This window comes from Helicobacter sp., assembly GCF_017502485.1.
Taxonomy (GTDB): Bacteria; Campylobacterota; Campylobacteria; order Campylobacterales; family Helicobacteraceae; genus Helicobacter_B.
This window is the reverse complement of record NZ_JAFVUX010000028.1, coordinates 1-18,400: the sequence shown is the minus strand read 5'-3', so window position 1 is coordinate 18,400 and position 18,400 is coordinate 1. Positions and strand designations below refer to the sequence as shown.

The following is an 18,400-nucleotide window of genomic DNA, read 5'->3' as shown; positions in this document are numbered from 1 at the left end:
TTTTAAAGCGCGGATTGTATAATGTTTTATCTTGTGTAAATATAAAATCTAAAACAGGTAGTGTCTAATGGCGTGGGCTGTGATTACTGGGCTTATCGTGCTGGCTTTGCTAGTGTATGGCATAAGTGTTTATAACCACTTGATTTTGCTGCTTAATCGTGTGGAAAATGCTTTCGCACAGATGGAAGTGCAGCTAAAGAGACGCTATGACCTTATCCCAAATCTCGTCGAAGTAGCAAAACGCTATCTCTCCCACGAGGAGCAAACATTGGTTAGAGTTGTGGAAGCAAGAAGTGCTGCTAAAGTCGCCTTGCAAAAAGTAGATTCTAGTTTAGATGGCGCGCATTTAAGTACATTAGCCCAAGCAGAATCCACCCTAACGCACGCGCTCCAAGGGCTAAATATCACGATAGAAGCCTACCCAGATTTAAAAGCTAGTCAAAATATGCTCTCTCTTACTGAAGAGCTCTCCACCACGGAGAATAAAATCGCCTTCTCCCGCCAAGCCTACAACGATAGTGTAACCAACTTTAACATCTACAAGCAAAGCTTCCCTAATGTGCTTATCTCCGCAATGTTTGCACGCTTAAGAGATGATCGCAAGACATTAGAGTTTGATGCGCAGCAGCTAGAGTCCGCACCTAAAGTGCAATTCTAAGATTTGAAGAGATAGAATCTATGCGCAAAATTTATCTAGCTGGTGGGTGCTTCTGGGGGATACAGGCGTATTTTGCGCGCGTGTCTGGCGTGCTAGAATCTAGCGTAGGCTATGCAAACTCACACATTGCAAACCCTAGCTATGAGCTTGTCTGCTCTGGGATAAGTGGCGCGGTAGAGGCACTAGAGCTTTGTTATGATGAGAAGCGTCTAGGGCTTGGTGAGATCGTCGATAGGCTACTTGCTATCATTGATCCTAGTGCGCTTAACTATCAAGGCAATGACATCGGTACTCAATATCGCAATGGTGTGTATTATTTGCAAGAGTGTGGCGGTGATTTGGACATTATCATAGAGCGCATTAGGCTTTGGGAGCAGCGCAATGCTCGCAAGGCAGCTACAGAAGCTATGTCCTTGCAAAACTTCTACCTAGCAGAACCCTACCACCAAAACTACCTGCAAGCTAACCCGCAAGGCTACTGCCATATCAATATAGATTCTGCTTTGAAGCTATGGGATACAAGCTCTAGAGATGACTGTTATAGCGCAGATATGCAGAATCTAAACTTAGCAAAAATAAGAAGTAAAGAAAGATAAAAATAGTTTTGAGCTTTAGGCTTGGGGAGTCCCCAAGTCCAAAGTCGCAAACACTTAAGAAAGTAGTCTTAAAATGTTTTGTTGCGCAGCGTTTGCTTGGCTCATCGCGTAGCTTCCAGATTGTGCAAGGATGCTAAATTTGTTAAACTCAGCAGATTCGCTTGCGAAATCCACTTCACGGATCTGGCTTTCAGCTGCTTTAACATTCACTTGAGTGATGGTGATGTTATTAACTGTGGCTTGCATTTGTCCTTGCACTGAACCAAGATCCGCACGGATTCTATCAAGTGTTCTTCCAGCAGATTCTGCAATATCCATAACGATCATCGCACCTCGAAGTGTCGTAACACCAGCACCTAGAATCCTGTTGTTCAAAGCTTCGGCATTGTTTTCATTCGCACCAGCAGCAGAGCGCACGGCTTCATTAAACACGCCTAAAACATCGCGCAAGTTAGCAACCCATTCAGCGACATTTTGTCCATCACCATAACCTGTGGAGCTAATATTTGTCCCAGATACGATAATGTCCCTAGAATCTAGGCGAGTCATCGCTAGGCGTCCATAGTTGATAGAGCCACCATTTGGCACACCATCTGTTGTAGTTCCTTCGATTTCTTGATCATTGATCTTCTCAATCGCTACAGGAGAGTTAGAGCCTTGATTGTTTGATGTAACAACAATCCCTCGTCCATCGATACTGCGTAGGTTAAGTCGCCCTTCATTATCTGTATAAGCTTCTACACCTGTCTCAGCGGTAGCACCATTGATAGCCTGCACCAATCGCCCATCAGAGTCGGCTTGCTTAATACCAATAATATCACCAAGTGTAAAGCCGTTGATAACAAGTTGTCTCAAGTCGCCCGCTTTGATCTCTTCATTAGAAGTAGAAAGCACGATAGCATTTGCGCGGATACCTGTTTTATCAGAGCTTTTGTTGATGACTTCAGCAAGATTCCCTAGACCTGTGCCTGAAGAGTGAGAGATCTTCACAGATTCTAGCTGGACATCATTGACACCATCGACAGCCTTAAACTTCAAGCTAACTTCACCAGAAGAAGTGATCATAGCTCCTGTTTCTAAGCGCACTTGCCCAATTTTATCCGAAGTAGTAGTGCCGATACTTGCCTTAATAGATTGGTTAGAATATGCACCAACTTGGAACTCTTTGTTAGTCCATTGACCAGAGAGAAGAGCCTGTCCGTTGTAAGAAGTGGTGTTACCAATATAGTCAAGACCTTGGATCAAGCGGATAATGTCGTTTTGGATCGCTTTTCTTGAAATTGTTGTTTGCCCATCTTGTGCAGCTTGAGTAGCTTTGACTTTCACTGTGTCAAGAATTTTTAACATTTCATCCATCGCCTTATCCGCAATTTGGATAATCCCAATACCATCGTTTGTGTTGGCAATCGCTTGTCCCAATGCACTTGCTTGAGAGCGCAAAGAATCCGCGATAATCATACCAGAAGCGTCATCCGCTGCCTTATTGATACGAAGACCTGAACTCAACTTTTCCAAAGAATTTTTGAGACCTAGCTGTGTGCCTACACTCTGAGCGTGTGCGTTAAGAGCGTTGATGTTGGTGTTAATTTGAAACGCCATTTGAAACTCCTTTTTGAAAATGATTAAGTCTTCAGGCTTCCTTGCCTTTGACAGGGATATAATCGGTCAAAAACGAAAAAAGTTGTAATGTTTTTTGTAAAAATATTACGATTTGCTATAATTTGCGATTGTCAAAAAGCGCGGATTTGACGCAATTATCGCGCATAAAGCACGACATCAATTAAATCCAGTGGATATATTTATGAATGATATGCATATTGCTTTAATTGTGTTTTTTTTGTTTTTTATTTTAGCAGGGTGTGCTTCTATCGTTCCCTCAACGCGCTATCTCAAAACCCCACCAGAATCTAGTGGTTTTGCAGCATTCAATCCGCTAGATTCCCCCATAGCCATCCCTTATGCCAAGGAGCTTTCACTATCGCCTAGTTCTAGTGGGGCTATGCTTATCGCTGATGGCTCAAGCGCGTTTTTGCAGCGCGCAGCCTTAGTGCGTAAAGCTCGCTACTCCCTAGAGATACAGACATATATCTATAAAAATGATATTGCTTCTCGCGTGCTAATGCATGAGATTTGGCGAGCGGCTAATCGTGGTGTGAAAGTCAAAATGCTTGTTGATGATAATGGGCTAGATTCTGACTACTCCGACATTATCGCGCTTAATAACCACCCAAATGTTGAGGTCAAAATCTTTAACCCTTATCGCAATAGGATTAAGTTTTTGCGCTTGCCAGAGATGATCTTGCACTTTAATCGCATCAATCGCCGTATGCATAATAAGCTTTTTATAGCGGATTCTGTGGGGCTTATCATCGGTGGGCGCAATATCGCGGATAATTACTTTAACAACAAAGAAGATGTGAACTTCTCTGATACAGATGCGCTTTTCGTCGGTGCGATTGCTAAGCAAGCAAGAGAGAGTTTCCAGCAGTATTGGGAATATCACCGAGCTATCCCTGTGGAGCTTTTGCCATCAAAACGCAAGATGAAGAAGTTTATGAAGCATTATGAAGAGATTGTAGCAGGGCTTGAGGAGTCTTCTAGTGAGTGGGAGCAATATGAGCAAACTATCGCGGAAATTATCAGGCAGTATGACAAGCGCGCTAATACAATCTACTGGGGCAGCGCCCGCCTAATCGCAGACCTACCAGAAAAGATCGATGCTAAAAACCCCACAAGCAAAGTCTATGAAGCCTTGCAACATATTATACGAAACACGACAGATTCTATGTATATCTCTTCGGCGTATCTTGTGCCGGGCAAAAGGGGCTTGGCAGAAATGCAAGAATGTATTGACAAAGGGATTTCGATGTTTGTGCTTACAAACTCTCTCTCAAGCACGGATTCTTTGCCTGTGTATGCAGGCTGGGAGCGGTATAGAGATAAGCTTGTGAAAATGGGCGTGCAGGTGTATGAGTATCGCAAGAGTGCTGGCAAAATCCAAATCAAAGGTAAGCTAACTTCTGGGGCGAGCTTGCATAGCAAAACACTTGTGTTTGACAAGAAAATCTCGTGGATAGGGAGCTTCAACCTAGACCCTAGATCAAGTATCATTAATACCGAAGTAGTAGCGATCTTTGATAATGAAGAGTTTGCAAAAGAGAGCATTAAGCTTATCCACCTTGATATGCAAGGTGCTTGGCATATCGAGCTTGATGGGAAAAAGACTAAGTGGTGCGCTTATAGTAGCTCTGAAGGCGATGGTGATGTATGTGTAACGCATTTGCCAGATACGACATTGTGGCTAAGGACTTTGAATTTCTTTATGCGGATTTTCCCAGAGAGTCAAATTTAGATTCTAGCTAGAATCTAGTCTTTTACTAATCACGCCATTTCTGTTCTTATGAGTGTTGTCGTAGGCAACGCGCGCCAAAGTGGCGCAAGGCAAAGCCGAAGTAGATTTCTTTAGAAAACGAGCGAAGCGCAGTTTCTTTAGAAACCTAGAATTTAAAGTGATTTTAAGTTAGACTTGAAGCAGTTAAAAAATTGCTTGGGATTCTAAAGCAATAAACCTTAAACAAAAATAAATCCATTATCCCCCTTAAAGTTTGTGTTAAATCCATGCTCTTGCATTGCGGTTTTGTAGTTAAACAACTTTTTGATTTGGAGCTACTTTATGCTGCTTTGTTGCAAGCGCAAGCTTGGGCAGTGCTTCAAGTTACTTAACTTTGCTTTGAAGTTTAAGTATTTTGCTCTAAGGTTTGATTTGAGATTGCTTTAGAGAAGAGTTGCACTGCACTTAGGTTTATTTCTTTTGCTCTTTGGTTATTTTTCCATAGTAGTTGGAGATATTTGATTTGATGTGCGGATATGGCTTATGCACGAAATTTTCTTATTTTTGGCGATAAAAATTTCTACACAGCTTGTTAGTAAAATTTGCATTTTCTTGCCCCTGAAATCGCGTAACATAGTAGCGATTGACTCCAAATGCCGACTGCAAGGGTGCTCTAGCTATGCTATGAACATCATTAGGGTTATCCTGCACATTTTGCAAAAAATGTATTTTTAAGCTATTTTTAATAATTTGATTTTTAGTTAGTTGTTTGCAAAAAATTCTTATAATGCACGCAAAAGATTTTTGCGACTTTCATCAAACTTTTTAGCTTGTTATAAAACTTAGGTGTAGCTAGTAATTCTTCTAGTGTAAGGGGAGAGCTATGCGCAAAGTTGTGCTTGATGTTACAGAGCATTTGCTTGATAAAGATGAGTCGCTGTTTGAGTATGTCTCTTTTAAAAAACAAAAACAAAGTGCAGTGCCCTATGAGCGCAAAGCATTTGCGCAATTTCACTCCCACATCTCTACTAGCAAACAAATTTTTTCTACAAGCTCTCACAAAAAGCAGGTTGTGATTAAGAATATTGGTAATATGAAGCAAGCGCATTTGCGCAATGCTCTTGGCTATTGTTTAAAAAACTCAAGTTTGAATCACAATGCCCTGCAAGTTTTATTACAAGAATCAATCGCGCAAGGTATAGCTTTTGATCAGTGCCATCGAGCCCTTAGCTATGAGCAGATTCTTGATGATTGGAGCAAGGATTTTTCTAAAAATCCACACACAAATGAAGCGTTGCATCTTGTTTTTTCGCTTGACGAAATCCCTAGCCAAGGAGCTAGTGAAATTCTCCAATGTGCCGTTAGTGAAACAATGCAAGCAAATTTTGCCGACTATAAATATGTGATGATTCCTCATAATCACCAAAACCGCCCCCATATCCACCTAATTATCAACAAAACCAATATCTTTACAAAGAAAAAGCTTCACTTCAAGAATAAAGCAGAGATTTCAAATTTTTTTAACACGCTGCGTGAAGACTTTGCCTACAATCTTTTAACCTACTCCCAAGGTAAGCTTGACTATACCAATGAAGTTACCAGCAAGGAATTTAGAGAAAATTTGCTAGCAAGCAAGGAAGAATCTATTAGGCAATCTGCTTCCAGCGATGATGGCTCGGCAATTATTAAAGATATAGAATATATCATCACGCAAAAGCGTGCATTGGACTCTCTTAATATAAAAGCAAAAACCCTTTACTTGCACACACAAGAGCTGGAAAAAGAGTGCAGAAACACAAATATTTATCGCACCAATGTTACCAAAAAGATTGCACACATTATAGAACAAGGTAAAACTCCAACGCGCCTTATAGAAAAAGAGCGTGTCCTTGCAGATAGGATTGTTTGCTTGCATAATCAAATCCAAGACAATAATAAGCAGCTTGCACACTTAAGGGCTGGTATTAGGCAGCTAGTGGATTCTAATGAAAACTTTGCTAGCTTTACTAAGCATTTTAATGCTCTGCATAAGAAAAAGGCTTTACTTAGTAGTTGCAAGGGTTTTGAGCGGTATTTGTCAAAAGATTTAATTGCTAAACTTAATGTCATCAAAAATGAAGTGCATTACTCTAGTGTTGCTTTGCAGCACCATTTTGCAGAATTTTCTACAAGTGTCTTACAGCAAAGCCGCTCCAAGCAACGCTCTGCATTTGCCCTGCAAAAACAGCTACATCGCTTGCATAAATTTAGGGGCATTGTGGATTCTATGAGCTTTGATGATGTGCGATCAAGCAAACAAAAAGACAAAGCTCTTAGCGATATTGCAGAGCTTGAAGCTAGCTTGCATTCTGCAATACTTGCGCGATTTAGCTATTTACAAACCCAAGCTAAAGAATCAAAATCCTTTTTAGAGTCATTTGCTAGCACTTATACTAAACAAACTTTGCCTGATGAGTTATATCTGCAAGCATTCCAAACCACGCTTCGGCTTTACCAAAAACATCTCTATTGTGAAAAAGAGCTAGCATTTTGTAAAAAGGTTTTTGATAGATATGGCATTGATTATGGCTTGGTGATTGATACAGGCTTGCATAATGCTGCTAAACACACGCTAGAATCTTTACAAACCAAAACACCAGAATCTAAGGACTTAAACCCAAGCAATGCCATATCCAAAGAATCCAGCCAAGCAAACACGAGCAAACAAGAGATAGCTACCCAATCACCACCAAGAACACTTTAGGCAATAGCAATTATCCTAAGCCATTTTATTGCACTCTTGCACGATTCTTAAACCTTTCTTACATTGCTGGAAGTTAAATTCCGCCCTTATTAAATAATAATATAAGGGAAAGAGGAGCACTATTATTAAATAATATAAGCACTAATTGTGTTAAATAATAGATACAATCATTCATTCTTAATTATTTCTTAATACATTGGAAGTTAAATTCTGCGCTTATATAGATTAAAGATATAGGGGAGAGAGTGGCTAAGTATCTTAATAAGCTTTATAGAAAAAGCATAACATAACATCTGTCTTTAGAGCTACATTATCGCAGCTTGTTGATTTTCTCCTGCAAGGTTTGTAGCAAAAGACTCTTTCTTGTCTCAATCATTGCAAGAATAGCTTTTTCTATAAAGTCTCCACGATTTTCTTTGTTTTCACCAAATTCTTGTAAAAATAATTCTAGCTGCTCCATTACTTCTTCTTGCAAGTAGAGTGAGTAGTATTTCTTGCGCTTATGCTCTTTGGCTTTATTGTGGCTATTGTAGCTTGTAGCAGAATCTATAATATCTCTTGCCTTTTGGCTAGATTCTATCTTTGTGATTGATTCGATTTTTTCTTGCGCACTTTTGTTGTTTCGCTCAATGTTGTATTTCATCGTATTTTACCTTAATGTGTCGAGTTTGGATTCTAGGATTTGGTGCAGCTAGCATATTTGCTCCTTCTGTAATAATTCTTCAAACACCATTTCAAACTCTGCCTTTGCTTTCATATCAGTGTATTCCGTGATCCCTTTACCCTCGCTAATAGCTCTTTTATAAGCAATACGATCACTAAGCACATTGTCTAAGAGTCTAAAATCATTGTTGCTGTCAAGTCGCTCTTTGATTGCTGTGATGGCGTTTTGGAAATCGAGCAATTCTTTATGTAAGAAAACATTGGTGCTGATTTTATTCATAACAATGGAGATTTGCATAGCTTCATTGGTGTCTTTTATCTCTAAAATCCGCTCAAACATCATATACAATGCTTCAAAATCAAAGTGTGATGGTGTAGTTGGCACGATGAGAGAGTCTGCAAATAGCATAGCTTTGCGAGATTCTTGGGAATCAATCCCACCTGTATCAATAATGACATAATCATACATTTGCACAAATTGCTTTAGTGATTCAGCGATATTGCCTGTGCGATTAACAAGCGTAAAAGGGCGCAATCCCTTATCTTTATTGGATTCTGCTTCTCGTATATCTGTAAAGCTCTCAATGCTCTTTTGTGGATCTGTATCTATAATGAGCACTTTGTCTGATACTTCTAGTAGCTTTGTTGCAAGGTTGATAGCAAGAGTGGATTTGCCACTACCACCTTTTTGGTTAGCTATGGTAAAGATATGTGCGCTTTGATTGTTCATCATTGCCCCTTTATGAGTTTGGATTTTGCATTGAAAAATTCTTTTGAAAATAGAATTTTTTGAGATAAGTCTTGGAAAAGCTGCTCTTGGGTAAGGGGTGTATTGGTGTGCTGCTCACAGAGCTTATAGTATGCGCCTATGGCATAGACTATCTCACTGCCCAATACTTCGAGATTACCATTAGCGGCAATATCCGCGATATTGTTATTAAGGTCAATGTTAATCATTGCAATGTCCTTTGTTGTAATGTATTGTTATTATAATACAAAAATATAAATGTATTATATTTTATTGTGTTGTATAGTATTATATTGTATATACAATATAACTATTTACACTATACTAAAAAATCCCGCTACCTTTGCGTGCGCTTCTTGATTTAAGTGGATATAAATTTGCGTGCTAGATAGATTGGAGTGCCCTAAAACTTGCTGGGTAAGAATTAAATCTTTGCTTTTACCATACACAAAGCTTCCAAAGCTATGCCGCAATAAATGCAAATAATTACCCCTAGGCTGCACACATTTAAGCTCTTGTAAAACAGGTTTTAGGTTGATGTGATTGCGGATAGGTATATTAGCATTGCGCAATTGTGTAAGATACGGGGAGATTTTTCCTTGAGACTTCTTATCTTGCAAAAACCCTTCTAGTATATCCTTAATCAAATGGCATTTGACACTTACAATACGCTCTTTAAAGCCCTTACCTTGAATCTTAAACAAATATACTGCATTGGTGTGGTCAATGGATATATTATCAAGTAAGAGATTATTAACTTCTCTTGTGCGCATACCTGTGTAGCCTACAATTAGCATTGTGAGCTTATTTCTTTTTTGTGCAAGTGTGGTAGTTGGCATTTTTTGCACATAGTTCAAAAAAGCTTGGTATTGATTGGCGTGCAAAAATGATGGTAGTGTTTTTTCTTTGGAAAATTTTTTCTTAATATTGCTCAATGAGCTTATTTTTAAATTTTTTTCATCGCGCAAATAGTTCAAAAACACCTGTAAGCGTTTGGAGTAGGTATTGAGTGTGGAGTTTTTTAAATCTTTTGTTAAGGGGTGAAAGAAAGAAAAATACTCATCTTCGCTCATTGTGGAATCAAAGCCTTGATGCCTATCGCAATAAAATGCAAGCATTTTTACTAGAATTGTAAAGCCACGCGCACTCTCTAACCCACTTTTACTAAGGCTGTTGATAAGTGATATAATCGCATCAAAGCTTGTAAAATGAGCTGGATTCTGGCGTAAGATTAGGTAATTTAGAGTCTTTTGCTTTTTTAGAGTAGTATTGTGGCTACTCATTTTTGCCTTAAAGCAAATAAATTCTGCGCAATATTGGATTGCTTGTTGTGTAGAAAGTTTCATTTATGCTCCTTGCGTTAAATAACAAGTAGCATAACATATATAATGCAGGAAAAAACGCGATAAATGCCCTTGCAGCAGGCATTTATCCCTTAAGCTAGAGAAATTTAAAGAGATTAAATTGGGACAATACTGCTGACTTGTTGCTCGTTTTGGTCAATGTTGGGTGGAGTGGAATTTTCACAATCACTAGCTACGCAGTGTTCTTTTTCTTTATTGTCTGTATTGTGAGTGTGCTTGATTTTATCAATAATATTCACACGCTTGCCGATGATGACAACTTTTGCATAGCTCTTGCCCTCGTGTTTCCATTTGTGTTGCTTAAGTGTTCCCTCAATAAAAATAAGCGTGCCTTTAGTCATTCTACTCTCTATATGCTCGGCGTATTTTCCATAGATTACTATGTCAAAAAATGAAGTTTCTTTTTCTACATTGCCTTTCTCATTGGTAAAAGCTCTTGTGTGTCCAATGGAGCATTCAAGGCAAGGAGTTTGGTTGGGTGTATTCAAGTGTTTTAACACAGCATTATCTGTTAAGTATCCACTAATATTAACATTATTCATCATTTATCCTTTTATGCAGGCTTATCGCCCCATTGCTTTAGATTTTTTTGGTGGAGGGGTATTTGTTTGATATTTAGACTTGGTCTTTTCTTGCTGCTTTGCTTCAATGCTTTTTTGCGCTTTCTTGGTTTTTGGAGCATAGTCCTTTTTAGCCACTTCTTCTTTTGCTGTCTTGCTAGATTCTATGGCTTTATCCACGCTTTGTTTTGCTTCTGGTTTAATGGTATGCGCAGGCTGATTCTTGGTATTAGCAATGTAATCTTTCTCAAAACTTTGGGCTTTGAAGTAAGATTCTATTTGCTTTGCTGTTTCTGGGTAGAGGCTCTCTTTTAAATCTTCAAAAAATACTCTTGTTCTATCATTGCCATTTTGGTGTTCTTGTAAATTCTTTAAGAGATGCTTTTTAACTTGCTGGGTATTTAGCTCGCGGATCTTTTCTTTATCAATGCTTTTAAACTCTTCCACATTATACAAAAGCTCTGTGCGTAGAATTGGCTGCTCCAGAGTGATTCTCTCTTGCCTTATCTCAAAATAACTTTTGCCTGTCTTTGGATTGGTTTTTACCTGCCCATCGTATTCAAACAATGGCTCGCCATTTTTTCCTATTCTTTGCTCTCCTTGATCATTTTTCAAAGGAATCTTTTGACCAAACTCATCAAGCTTGTGCGCATTTACTATTGCTGTTTTTTGCAAATAATGCACTTTTGCGCATTTATCGGCGTAATTTTCTCTCCAAGTATCGCGTATATTTTGTATCTCATCTTTTGAAGCACCGAGTTTTTGCGCTTCTTCTAAACTGATCCACTCATTGCTTGCATAGCCGTGCTGGGCTTGCTTTATATCCAATAGCAAGGAATTTACCCCCTCATATGCCAAGCCATTGCTCGCATTATAGGCTCTTTGTTGCAATTTCTCTTTGCTTACATTTTGTAAAAATGGGGCATCTTTTCGCATTATTGCAGTGACAATTTCTGCAACCGCACTTTGCTTGATTGATTCAAACTTTGCCTTAAACTCTTGATCTGTCATAACTGCTCCTTACATTGTTTTTCTTAGTCTTTAGGATTAAGGACTAGGATTAAGGCTACATTGTAGGAAGAAAAACAATCATTCCATAGGACAAGGTGCAATAATGGTGTATGAACATTAGTCAGGGGCGGCGCATCTCCTGCTTGCACTTAAGCTACAAGCATCTATTTCTACGATCTACCCACTCTTCTACTTCCTGCCACGATACTTCTGCATCAAAAAGCTGCGGACACATTTTTAAATACAATGCCTTATCGCGCTCGCTTCCTATCCAATCTCCACGATCGCTCACATCAAACAAAGCTGGTTCTTCTTGTAAAAAGCGACTCTTAATAAATGTCCTAAATTCTTTTGATGCCTTTATCTTTTTGATAATAAAACGCTCTTGCTCTTTTGCGCTCATATCATCAAAAAACTCTTGTGCTAACTTATTGATAAGTCTCTTAGTCTTTCTCATTGCCTATCCTTATTTTTAAGATACACAATTATACTATCTATAAATGCCTAAAATATCGTAAAATACGCTATTTGATGAACTTTTTACCCCTTAAAATAACTATCGTTTTTTAGAGATATTGTCATTAGACTTATTGGGCTTGGTTTTTTGATTCTCTTTAGTGTTACTTTGTGGTTTTGGCTTGGATAGTGTAAGAAGCTCTTTTAGTAAAGAGTTATCACTAATGTGGAGTGCTTGAGCTTTTCTATGCTCTTTGATAACTTTTGCCCTAGATTCTAGCTCTGCATAGACTTTTCTCTCTGCTGCGTTGGCTTCTTGGGGCGATATTTGGCTATCATATAATCTACGAATGTCTCCATCATATCTGCTAATTTCTTCATCTCGTCTGCTTCTTTCTTCATCTCGTCTGCTCCTTTCTTGTAGTATGCTTGCACTTCTTCCCAGCTCATTCTTATAGGCTTGTTTGAGTTGTTCTCTGTATTGCTCTGGTGTGCGATTGGTGTCGTATTCATTAGGTAGCTCCAATAGGATTTCTGTTTGCTTGCTGCCATCTTTGATAAGCAAATAGTGTTCTTCTATTGTAGCATAGCTTTGTGTATCATCGCTTGTAGGTATGCTGGATATGCGATATTCTAGCTGTATTCCCGTATGTATGTAAGAATCATTTAGTTCTGCTAGTTGTTTGATAAATGTTTCTTGTAGCTGCTGCTTGATGTTTGCTTGCCGCAATAGTGTAGCAAAGCTATCTTGGTGCTTATCCCCCATTACTATTGTATATCCCTAACTCTTTTATGCTTAAGCATTGTGTTAAATGCTTGCTTGTTCTCTTCATCAAGCGGCTTTATGTTGTTTGCTTTGCGTAGGTTATGGAGCAGCAACGCTCTATCATTGCTAGATCTGGCGTGCTTATACTGATAAATTGTGTAATTCGCCCATTGCTGGTAAGACTCTTTGTTTAGTGGCTTTTTGATTAAGTTCATCAACTTTAAATCATCATTGCAATCTTTGGCAAATGGCGTGTAGGTGATTGGCAGTTTATTGCGCTCATAAGCAATATAACGCTCCATATCTTTAGTGTATTTTCTCCCTTGCTCATCATTATCAAATGCAAGCACTATACGCGCATTGCACACTTTATCAAAAATATGTTCAAAGCTCATTTTTTGTGATTCTAAATTGAAGTTACCTGAAGTAGAGAGCAGCACACATTTATGGGGATCTAGGTTTTTCATCTGCATATAGGCTAGGGAATCAAAAATGGATTCCGTGATAATGATATGGCTCATCTTTGCGTAATCATTATTGGTTAATAGGATTTCAAAGCCTTTGTTGCCATAATTGATGTTTTTTAGTGGTCGCTCTTTTAATGTCCCATCTTGGTTCTTAGTGATGGGAATATTAAGTCTTTTAGTGTAGCCACACATACTAATTGTCTGTATCTCTTTATCTTGGTAATTGAAGCATTTATATTTGTATTGCGCAGTTACAAGATTTCCTTTTTCATCTTGCTTTAAAATTCCTTGATATGCTTGAAGCATATCAGCCGAGAAGCCTCTCCTTTGTAGTAAGGGGTTTTGTGCAATGACACATTCACTAAAGTCATTATATTGCTTGATAAAGCGGTATGGGTCTTGCTCTTTGTTTTGGAAAAAGGATTGAGTGGTTTGTAGGGATACTTCTTTGGTGGGGTCATAGTTTTTTACTAACTCCTGCACACTAATGCCCCTTATGCGAGCATAGGAGATAATATTGCCACGATCATTGTCATCATTTGGGTTAAAGTATAGATAGTTTTCGCCTTTTTTGCTAATGACAAGCTTTTGCCCATCATCATCGCATAGCACAGGATTATTCCTAGAGCTTTTTTCTCTATCAAGTGTGTAGCCATTGCTTAGTAATATTTCGTGCAATGGGAGCTTGGTTAGATCTTGCATACGCTCTCCTTTATCTTTTATGTGTGCTAGAATCTACCTTGCTTTCTGTAATCGCTTGGCTTTATTGGGTTTTTTTCACTCCATAAGCCAAGCTTATTGACTCTTGCATATATTTCTAGTGGCAGATAGGCTTGTGTGTAGTCTTGATATGCCCACGCATAGCCATCTTTTACAAGCTTGGCATTGACATTGGTGTTATTGCAAGAAACTATTCCAACGATACGCCCATACTTATCTGTATCTTTGATTGTTATAAGAGCTTTGCTATGTAAGGGGCAAAGCTGCAAGAGATAGTCTCTTGCTTTAACTCCAAAGCTTTGCGCTATCTCTGGGGCATCAAGCCCATAGAGTCTAATCTTATGCTTTTTGCCTTGAGCTTGCAGGGTAATAGTATCGCCATCATAAACTTTGATGATAGCTCCATCTATTGTGCCTTTATTGGGCGTGATGGAAGCGAGATTATAGTCGCTAAACTGCGCACCAATAACGCCCAGCAAGGCGGCTAGGATAAGGGTTAATAATTTTTTGCTAATTGGTATCATTTGTGCAATCCTTTGGATTTAGATAAATTTTTTTCATTGTTATTGTATTGCTTAAGCTTTTGCAAGCTTGCAGAATCTAGGGCAATATTGTTATCTTTAGCTTTTATAGCAATGGCATTAGCATTAGCTAAGTGTCGTTCTCTATGGTGCTTTGATGGTGCAGTGAGATAGGATTTGAGCTGTTTATCTAACTCTTGCTGAAGCTGTTGCTTAGTGTGTGGTATAATGCTGATAGCAGGTGTTGAAGGGGCTTTACAGTCCTTAGATAAATCATTTGGTTTATCAGCGCAATGGTCTAACCTTGTGGGTGCTGCTTGTGCAGATGGCGTCTCCACCAACATCTGTTCCTTTAGTTTCTCCACATTAATCTTAGATATATTCTTTTTATTTGCGTGAAATATGATGTTTGTGCCATTATCATTTCGTATAGCTATATCGCCAACCTTTTTGTGATCCAATTGTTTTATAACAAGAAAATCTTTATCACTTTTTGCCTTAGGGTTTTTCACTATAATATCAGGGCTACTCACCACCTTTTGTATCACTCTTTTTAGCTCTTCTTCATCAACAAACATTTCTGGGTGTCGCTGATACAGCAGCGTTAAATTTGCTATTGCCAATTCTTCTCCTAGCAACTCCACCAAGCTTTTGCCTAAGTTAAATAGTGCTAGCTCTCTTTTGCTCATCGCTCTCTCCCATTAGAGCGTGGTGGCGTTGTGTTATTGTAGTGCTTTGTAGCATTCTTATTTACTTCTTGCTCATTGCTCGCAGTTTGAGAGTGTTTTTGCTCATTGGCAAGCTCTTTGTGTAGCTCTTTTGGATACCAATTATCTTTGACATACTGCACCATTTTTACGCAATCTTTCAATGCCCTACCAATTTCCTTTGTGTCTCTCTCTAGTGCATTGATCCAAGAATCCACATAGGAAGCGTGATTGTGTAAGTTATAATCAATGCGCAACTCCATTGCTTGCAAAAATGAATATAACTCTGCCCTAAGCTCTTCTTTGGCATATAGCGGTGTGCCAAACTTACCACTTAGATCTCTATTGAGTCTATTTAGGTGTCCTGTGGCGTGTCCTAGCTCGTGTAGGGCTGTTGAGTAGTATTGCTCGCTAGAGTCGAAGTATTTTTTATGTGGCAGAGTGATAGAGTCTGTCGCTGGAGTATAATATGCTCTATCTTGGTAGGAGTGGGTAATGTGGATACCAGAATTTTGCAAGATGGATTCTAAAATATCGTTGTTTTGGAATTGTTTTGATGCATTATTGAAGCCATATTTTTCTCTCAACTCTGCGAGTTTGTCCTTATTGATATGCTCGCACTGATCGATATTAAATACAGCATAGGCACTAAAGATTCTCCTATATACTTTATCATCTATGGTGGTATATCGCCCATCTAATTCTTTGGGTGGATCTTTGGCTTCTAGAAGATTGCGGTAGAGAATCTTTGTAGCCTTTTCACCCTTTTTAACAGATCCCTCCAACTCTTTTATTTGATTGAATGTAAGAAACTCTTGGCTATCGTATCCTTGTGCTATTTGCGTAGCTAGGAGATTAAGAGAATTTAGCCCTGAGTAAATTGTCCCTGTGGTTGGATTGCGCGGAGAAGCGTTTTTGCAATCCCAAGGCTTTAGCCAAGGCGCAGTGCCATTTTTAATCATTTCAACGATTTTACTCTCAATTTCTTGTGCAAATTTGTCCAAACTACTTATTTGCATTATTGACTCCTTGTGCATTGCAGATTGCTTGTGGCTCTTGCAGTTTTATGGCATTAAAAGTCTTTCTATCCATAATTCCACCATTTTCTGCAAGATGTGCGTAATCTTCTAACTCTTGCGCATTTGGCACAATAATTTGTGTCCCTAGAGTGTTTAAGTTTGCAGTGTCTTTGGTTGTGTTGTGGTGTTCCATAGTTGCCCCTTTATAGTGTTTTGGTGAGATTGTTGGATTTGGTATTGGATTTGCCCTGTATGGCAAGTAGCGTATCATCAAGATTTCTGGCGTTTTCTTGAGTGAGCTTTGGTGTGGCAGCCTTGATTGTGTCAATAAGCTTTTGTGAAGTGGCTGGCTCGATAAATTTCTTATCGATAGTGGTTTTTGAAGCCTTAGCCTTTTCTAATGTTTTGCTAAACTCAAGTGCATTGGCATTGGTGAGCTTTTCACCTACGCTTGCACGCACTGCGGATTCTAACCCCTTATCAAGCAGCTTGTTATTTGCCGTGCAAAGCTTTAGTCCCTCTTTAATCATATCTTTATGCTCTTTTGTGAGCTTTGTAGGTTCTTTATTGTCAAGTATGAGCAGAATTTTCATTTCATTCTCACTCATACCATTTTTGCAATAGTCGTAAAATTCCTTTTTAAAGGTATCTTTGCTCATAGGCATATTCATATTTTCAATCTGCTTTTTCTTAAACCAATCCATAATGTCGCTAAAGTAGCTATCTGGATTGAGTTTTTTTACTTCATCAAGTGATTTATTGTTGGATTGCTCGCCTAGGCTTTGAGCAATCTCATCAAGGTAGATATTATTGAAGTTATTGTGCTCTATGCGCCGATTTTTGACTTCTTCAAAGCTTATGGTGGGGTTGAAATTTTGTGGGTCTTTGTTGTATTGCTTCTCTAGTTTATCTATCTCTTCTTTAGGTAAGATAATGTCTCTATCATACAATGCACCAATCCCCATTTCTGTATCAGTGGAGATTATGCCAAGCTCAAGTAGCTCTTCTTTGTGGGATTCTATAAACTCATCAATGGCGTCTTGCAGGGTGCGATAAAAATCTAGCTTTTCAAGGGGAACAAAACCGCCCTTTTCAAGCTCGCGCTCAAATTCTTTATCACTAAGTTCTTGATCTTCTTGCACCTGCGTGGGTGGTGGAGAAATTTGCTCTTGTGTCTGCGTGGATTCTAGTTGTGTAGCTTCTATATTAGAATCATTTTCCTGTGCTACTTCATCAATGGCTTCGCTTAATGTATCCATAAGCTCTTGTGTTTGTATTTGATTTTCAAGCTCTGCGGCAGATTGTGCAATTGTATCTATGAAGTCATTGGCTGGATTCTCTTTAGCAATGTCTTCTTCCATTTGTGTTTTCTTGGCGTTTTCTACTGCTTCCATAAGCTTTTTTAGATAAATGTCTCTATCTTTTGGCTGCAGCATTCTAAACATCTTGGTGAAAGAATCTATCCACTCTTCCACTTTTAAATCGTTTTCAGTCATAGCCTTGATCCTTTATTTATTAGATTAAGGCTACATTGTAGGAAGAAAAACAATCATTCCATAGGACAAGGTGTGATAATGGCATATGAACATAAGTCAAGATATGTGATAGGGAATATAAGCAGATAGAGAGAAAAGCCCCATTACAGCTACTCAAGTTACGCTATAATGTCTTGGGGCTGTCCTTAAGGGGCGGCAACCCCTTAAGTCGATAGCCTACTTTGTAAAAGGAGGTTATCTATGGATAAGATTATTCCAACAATCTTAGTAGCTATACTACTATTATCATTGATAATAGTCAAGGCTTACTAGGATTACCAATAGGCATACTTGCTCAAGGGGTATGCCTATAAGTCTTATCCAGCCCCTACTTGAGCCTCCGCTTTTCTAAATCCCACTACTACTGCTCTTTTTGCCTGTCTCAAACACGGGGAATCCATTTTTATCAATGCGTGGGTCTTTGGGCATAAGCACTATGGCATTAGGATTGGTAATAACTATTTGTTTGACTTCTTGCTCTTTATTTTTAAACATCTGCTCATTAGTGATTTTCTTCTCTATGGTGTTTTGACTT

Annotated in this window: 20 protein-coding genes; 4 read left to right on the top strand and 16 right to left on the bottom strand. The window is 38.8% G+C overall.

All coding sequences use genetic code 11. The features are described 5' to 3' along the window. Positions 1 to 67 precede the first annotated feature (67 nt). Both IKB69_RS05975 and msrA read left to right on the top strand, forming a co-directional pair. On the top strand, positions 68 to 658 hold the full coding sequence (locus IKB69_RS05975) for a LemA family protein (RefSeq protein ID WP_290947297.1): 591 nt from the start codon (positions 68 to 70) through the stop codon (positions 656 to 658). 20 nt (positions 659 to 678) lie between these two features. Continuing rightward, a complete protein-coding gene (gene msrA, locus IKB69_RS05970) occupies positions 679 to 1,254 on the top strand; it encodes a peptide-methionine (S)-S-oxide reductase MsrA (RefSeq protein ID WP_290947294.1) in 576 nt (191 codons plus the stop codon). Between the two features lie 54 nt (positions 1,255 to 1,308). Here the strand turns inward: msrA and IKB69_RS05965 are convergent, their stop codons facing one another. Then, entirely contained in the window at positions 1,309 to 2,853 is a 1,545-nt protein-coding gene (locus IKB69_RS05965) for a flagellin A (RefSeq protein WP_290947291.1), read from the bottom strand. Positions 2,854 to 3,055: 202 nt separating this feature from the next. Here IKB69_RS05965 and IKB69_RS05960 point away from each other — a divergent pair, with 202 nt between their 5' ends. After that, positions 3,056 to 4,606, top strand: coding sequence for a phospholipase D family protein (locus IKB69_RS05960; protein WP_290947288.1), 1,551 nt, complete (start codon positions 3,056 to 3,058; stop codon positions 4,604 to 4,606). 862 nt (positions 4,607 to 5,468) lie between these two features. Continuing rightward, a complete protein-coding gene (locus IKB69_RS05955; RefSeq protein ID WP_290947285.1) occupies positions 5,469 to 7,328 on the top strand; it encodes a relaxase/mobilization nuclease domain-containing protein in 1,860 nt (619 codons plus the stop codon). Positions 7,329 to 7,638: 310 nt separating this feature from the next. On the opposite strand, the gene IKB69_RS05950 is transcribed toward IKB69_RS05955, so the two are convergent. From IKB69_RS05950 to IKB69_RS05880, 15 genes are all read right to left on the bottom strand, one after another. Then, entirely contained in the window at positions 7,639 to 7,971 is a 333-nt protein-coding gene (locus IKB69_RS05950) for a hypothetical protein (RefSeq protein WP_290947282.1), read from the bottom strand. A gap of 48 nt (positions 7,972 to 8,019) precedes the next feature. Next, complete coding sequence (locus tag IKB69_RS05945) at positions 8,020 to 8,724, bottom strand: ParA family protein (protein ID WP_290947279.1); 705 nt, start codon at positions 8,722 to 8,724, stop codon at positions 8,020 to 8,022. Beyond that, positions 8,721 to 8,948 (bottom strand): hypothetical protein, encoded by a 228-nt coding sequence (locus tag IKB69_RS05940; RefSeq protein WP_290947276.1) that lies wholly within the window; start codon positions 8,946 to 8,948, stop codon positions 8,721 to 8,723. Before IKB69_RS05940 ends, IKB69_RS05945 begins: the two co-directional genes overlap by 4 nt. Before the next feature lie 105 nt (positions 8,949 to 9,053). After that, positions 9,054 to 10,085: a tyrosine-type recombinase/integrase gene (locus IKB69_RS05935; RefSeq protein WP_290947272.1), complete on the bottom strand. Its 1,032-nt coding sequence runs from the start codon at positions 10,083 to 10,085 to the stop codon at positions 9,054 to 9,056. Positions 10,086 to 10,198: 113 nt separating this feature from the next. Further along, positions 10,199 to 10,648, bottom strand: coding sequence for a single-stranded DNA-binding protein (gene ssb / locus IKB69_RS05930; protein ID WP_290947269.1), 450 nt, complete (start codon positions 10,646 to 10,648; stop codon positions 10,199 to 10,201). 18 nt (positions 10,649 to 10,666) lie between these two features. Beyond that, a complete protein-coding gene (locus IKB69_RS05925; RefSeq protein ID WP_290947266.1) occupies positions 10,667 to 11,674 on the bottom strand; it encodes an ArdC family protein in 1,008 nt (335 codons plus the stop codon). 154 nt (positions 11,675 to 11,828) lie between these two features. Continuing rightward, entirely contained in the window at positions 11,829 to 12,131 is a 303-nt protein-coding gene (locus IKB69_RS05920) for a hypothetical protein (RefSeq protein ID WP_290947263.1), read from the bottom strand. Between the two features lie 99 nt (positions 12,132 to 12,230). Next, positions 12,231 to 12,896 (bottom strand): hypothetical protein, encoded by a 666-nt coding sequence (locus IKB69_RS05915; RefSeq protein WP_290947260.1) that lies wholly within the window; start codon positions 12,894 to 12,896, stop codon positions 12,231 to 12,233. Between the two features lie 2 nt (positions 12,897 to 12,898). Next, positions 12,899 to 14,065 carry a toprim domain-containing protein gene (locus IKB69_RS05910; protein WP_290947258.1) on the bottom strand — a complete coding sequence of 389 codons (1,167 nt, stop codon included), beginning with the start codon at positions 14,063 to 14,065 and terminating at the stop codon, positions 12,899 to 12,901. A 26-nt stretch (positions 14,066 to 14,091) separates the two neighbouring features. Further along, complete coding sequence (locus IKB69_RS05905; RefSeq protein ID WP_290947256.1) at positions 14,092 to 14,607, bottom strand: thermonuclease family protein; 516 nt, start codon at positions 14,605 to 14,607, stop codon at positions 14,092 to 14,094. Then, positions 14,604 to 15,227: a hypothetical protein gene (locus IKB69_RS05900; RefSeq protein ID WP_290947254.1), complete on the bottom strand. Its 624-nt coding sequence runs from the start codon at positions 15,225 to 15,227 to the stop codon at positions 14,604 to 14,606. Before IKB69_RS05900 ends, IKB69_RS05905 begins: the two co-directional genes overlap by 4 nt. Before the next feature lie 62 nt (positions 15,228 to 15,289). Continuing rightward, positions 15,290 to 16,330, bottom strand: a complete 1,041-nt coding sequence (locus IKB69_RS05895) for a zincin-like metallopeptidase domain-containing protein (RefSeq protein WP_290947251.1) — start codon at positions 16,328 to 16,330, stop codon at positions 15,290 to 15,292. Next, positions 16,317 to 16,523, bottom strand: coding sequence for a hypothetical protein (locus IKB69_RS05890; protein WP_290947248.1), 207 nt, complete (start codon positions 16,521 to 16,523; stop codon positions 16,317 to 16,319). The genes IKB69_RS05895 and IKB69_RS05890 overlap by 14 nt, the downstream gene beginning before the upstream one ends. A 10-nt stretch (positions 16,524 to 16,533) precedes the next feature. Then, positions 16,534 to 17,826, bottom strand: coding sequence for a hypothetical protein (locus IKB69_RS05885; protein WP_290947245.1), 1,293 nt, complete (start codon positions 17,824 to 17,826; stop codon positions 16,534 to 16,536). Between the two features lie 387 nt (positions 17,827 to 18,213). After that, positions 18,214 to 18,400, bottom strand: a 187-nt coding sequence (locus IKB69_RS05880; protein ID WP_290947242.1) for a hypothetical protein, incomplete at its 5' end; no start/stop codon positions are given.

Bases quoted from the DNA above. Each gene is read 5' to 3' on its own strand.
- IKB69_RS05975 (WP_290947297.1), top strand. From the start codon at position 68: ATGGCGTGGGCTGTGATTACTGGGCTTATCGTGCTGGCTTTGCTAGTG.
- msrA (WP_290947294.1), top strand. From the start codon at position 679: ATGCGCAAAATTTATCTAGCTGGTGGGTGCTTCTGGGGGATACAGGCG.
- IKB69_RS05965 (WP_290947291.1), bottom strand. From the start codon at position 2,853: ATGGCGTTTCAAATTAACACCAACATCAACGCTCTTAACGCACACGCT.
- IKB69_RS05960 (WP_290947288.1), top strand. From the start codon at position 3,056: ATGAATGATATGCATATTGCTTTAATTGTGTTTTTTTTGTTTTTTATT.
- IKB69_RS05955 (WP_290947285.1), top strand. From the start codon at position 5,469: ATGCGCAAAGTTGTGCTTGATGTTACAGAGCATTTGCTTGATAAAGAT.
- IKB69_RS05950 (WP_290947282.1), bottom strand. From the start codon at position 7,971: ATGAAATACAACATTGAGCGAAACAACAAAAGTGCGCAAGAAAAAATC.
- IKB69_RS05945 (WP_290947279.1), bottom strand. From the start codon at position 8,724: ATGATGAACAATCAAAGCGCACATATCTTTACCATAGCTAACCAAAAA.
- IKB69_RS05940 (WP_290947276.1), bottom strand. From the start codon at position 8,948: ATGATTAACATTGACCTTAATAACAATATCGCGGATATTGCCGCTAAT.
- IKB69_RS05935 (WP_290947272.1), bottom strand. From the start codon at position 10,085: ATGAAACTTTCTACACAACAAGCAATCCAATATTGCGCAGAATTTATT.
- ssb (WP_290947269.1), bottom strand. From the start codon at position 10,648: ATGATGAATAATGTTAATATTAGTGGATACTTAACAGATAATGCTGTG.
- IKB69_RS05925 (WP_290947266.1), bottom strand. From the start codon at position 11,674: ATGACAGATCAAGAGTTTAAGGCAAAGTTTGAATCAATCAAGCAAAGT.
- IKB69_RS05920 (WP_290947263.1), bottom strand. From the start codon at position 12,131: ATGAGAAAGACTAAGAGACTTATCAATAAGTTAGCACAAGAGTTTTTT.
- IKB69_RS05915 (WP_290947260.1), bottom strand. From the start codon at position 12,896: ATGGGGGATAAGCACCAAGATAGCTTTGCTACACTATTGCGGCAAGCA.
- IKB69_RS05910 (WP_290947258.1), bottom strand. From the start codon at position 14,065: ATGCAAGATCTAACCAAGCTCCCATTGCACGAAATATTACTAAGCAAT.
- IKB69_RS05905 (WP_290947256.1), bottom strand. From the start codon at position 14,607: ATGATACCAATTAGCAAAAAATTATTAACCCTTATCCTAGCCGCCTTG.
- IKB69_RS05895 (WP_290947251.1), bottom strand. From the start codon at position 16,330: ATGCAAATAAGTAGTTTGGACAAATTTGCACAAGAAATTGAGAGTAAA.
- IKB69_RS05890 (WP_290947248.1), bottom strand. From the start codon at position 16,523: ATGGAACACCACAACACAACCAAAGACACTGCAAACTTAAACACTCTA.
- IKB69_RS05885 (WP_290947245.1), bottom strand. From the start codon at position 17,826: ATGACTGAAAACGATTTAAAAGTGGAAGAGTGGATAGATTCTTTCACC.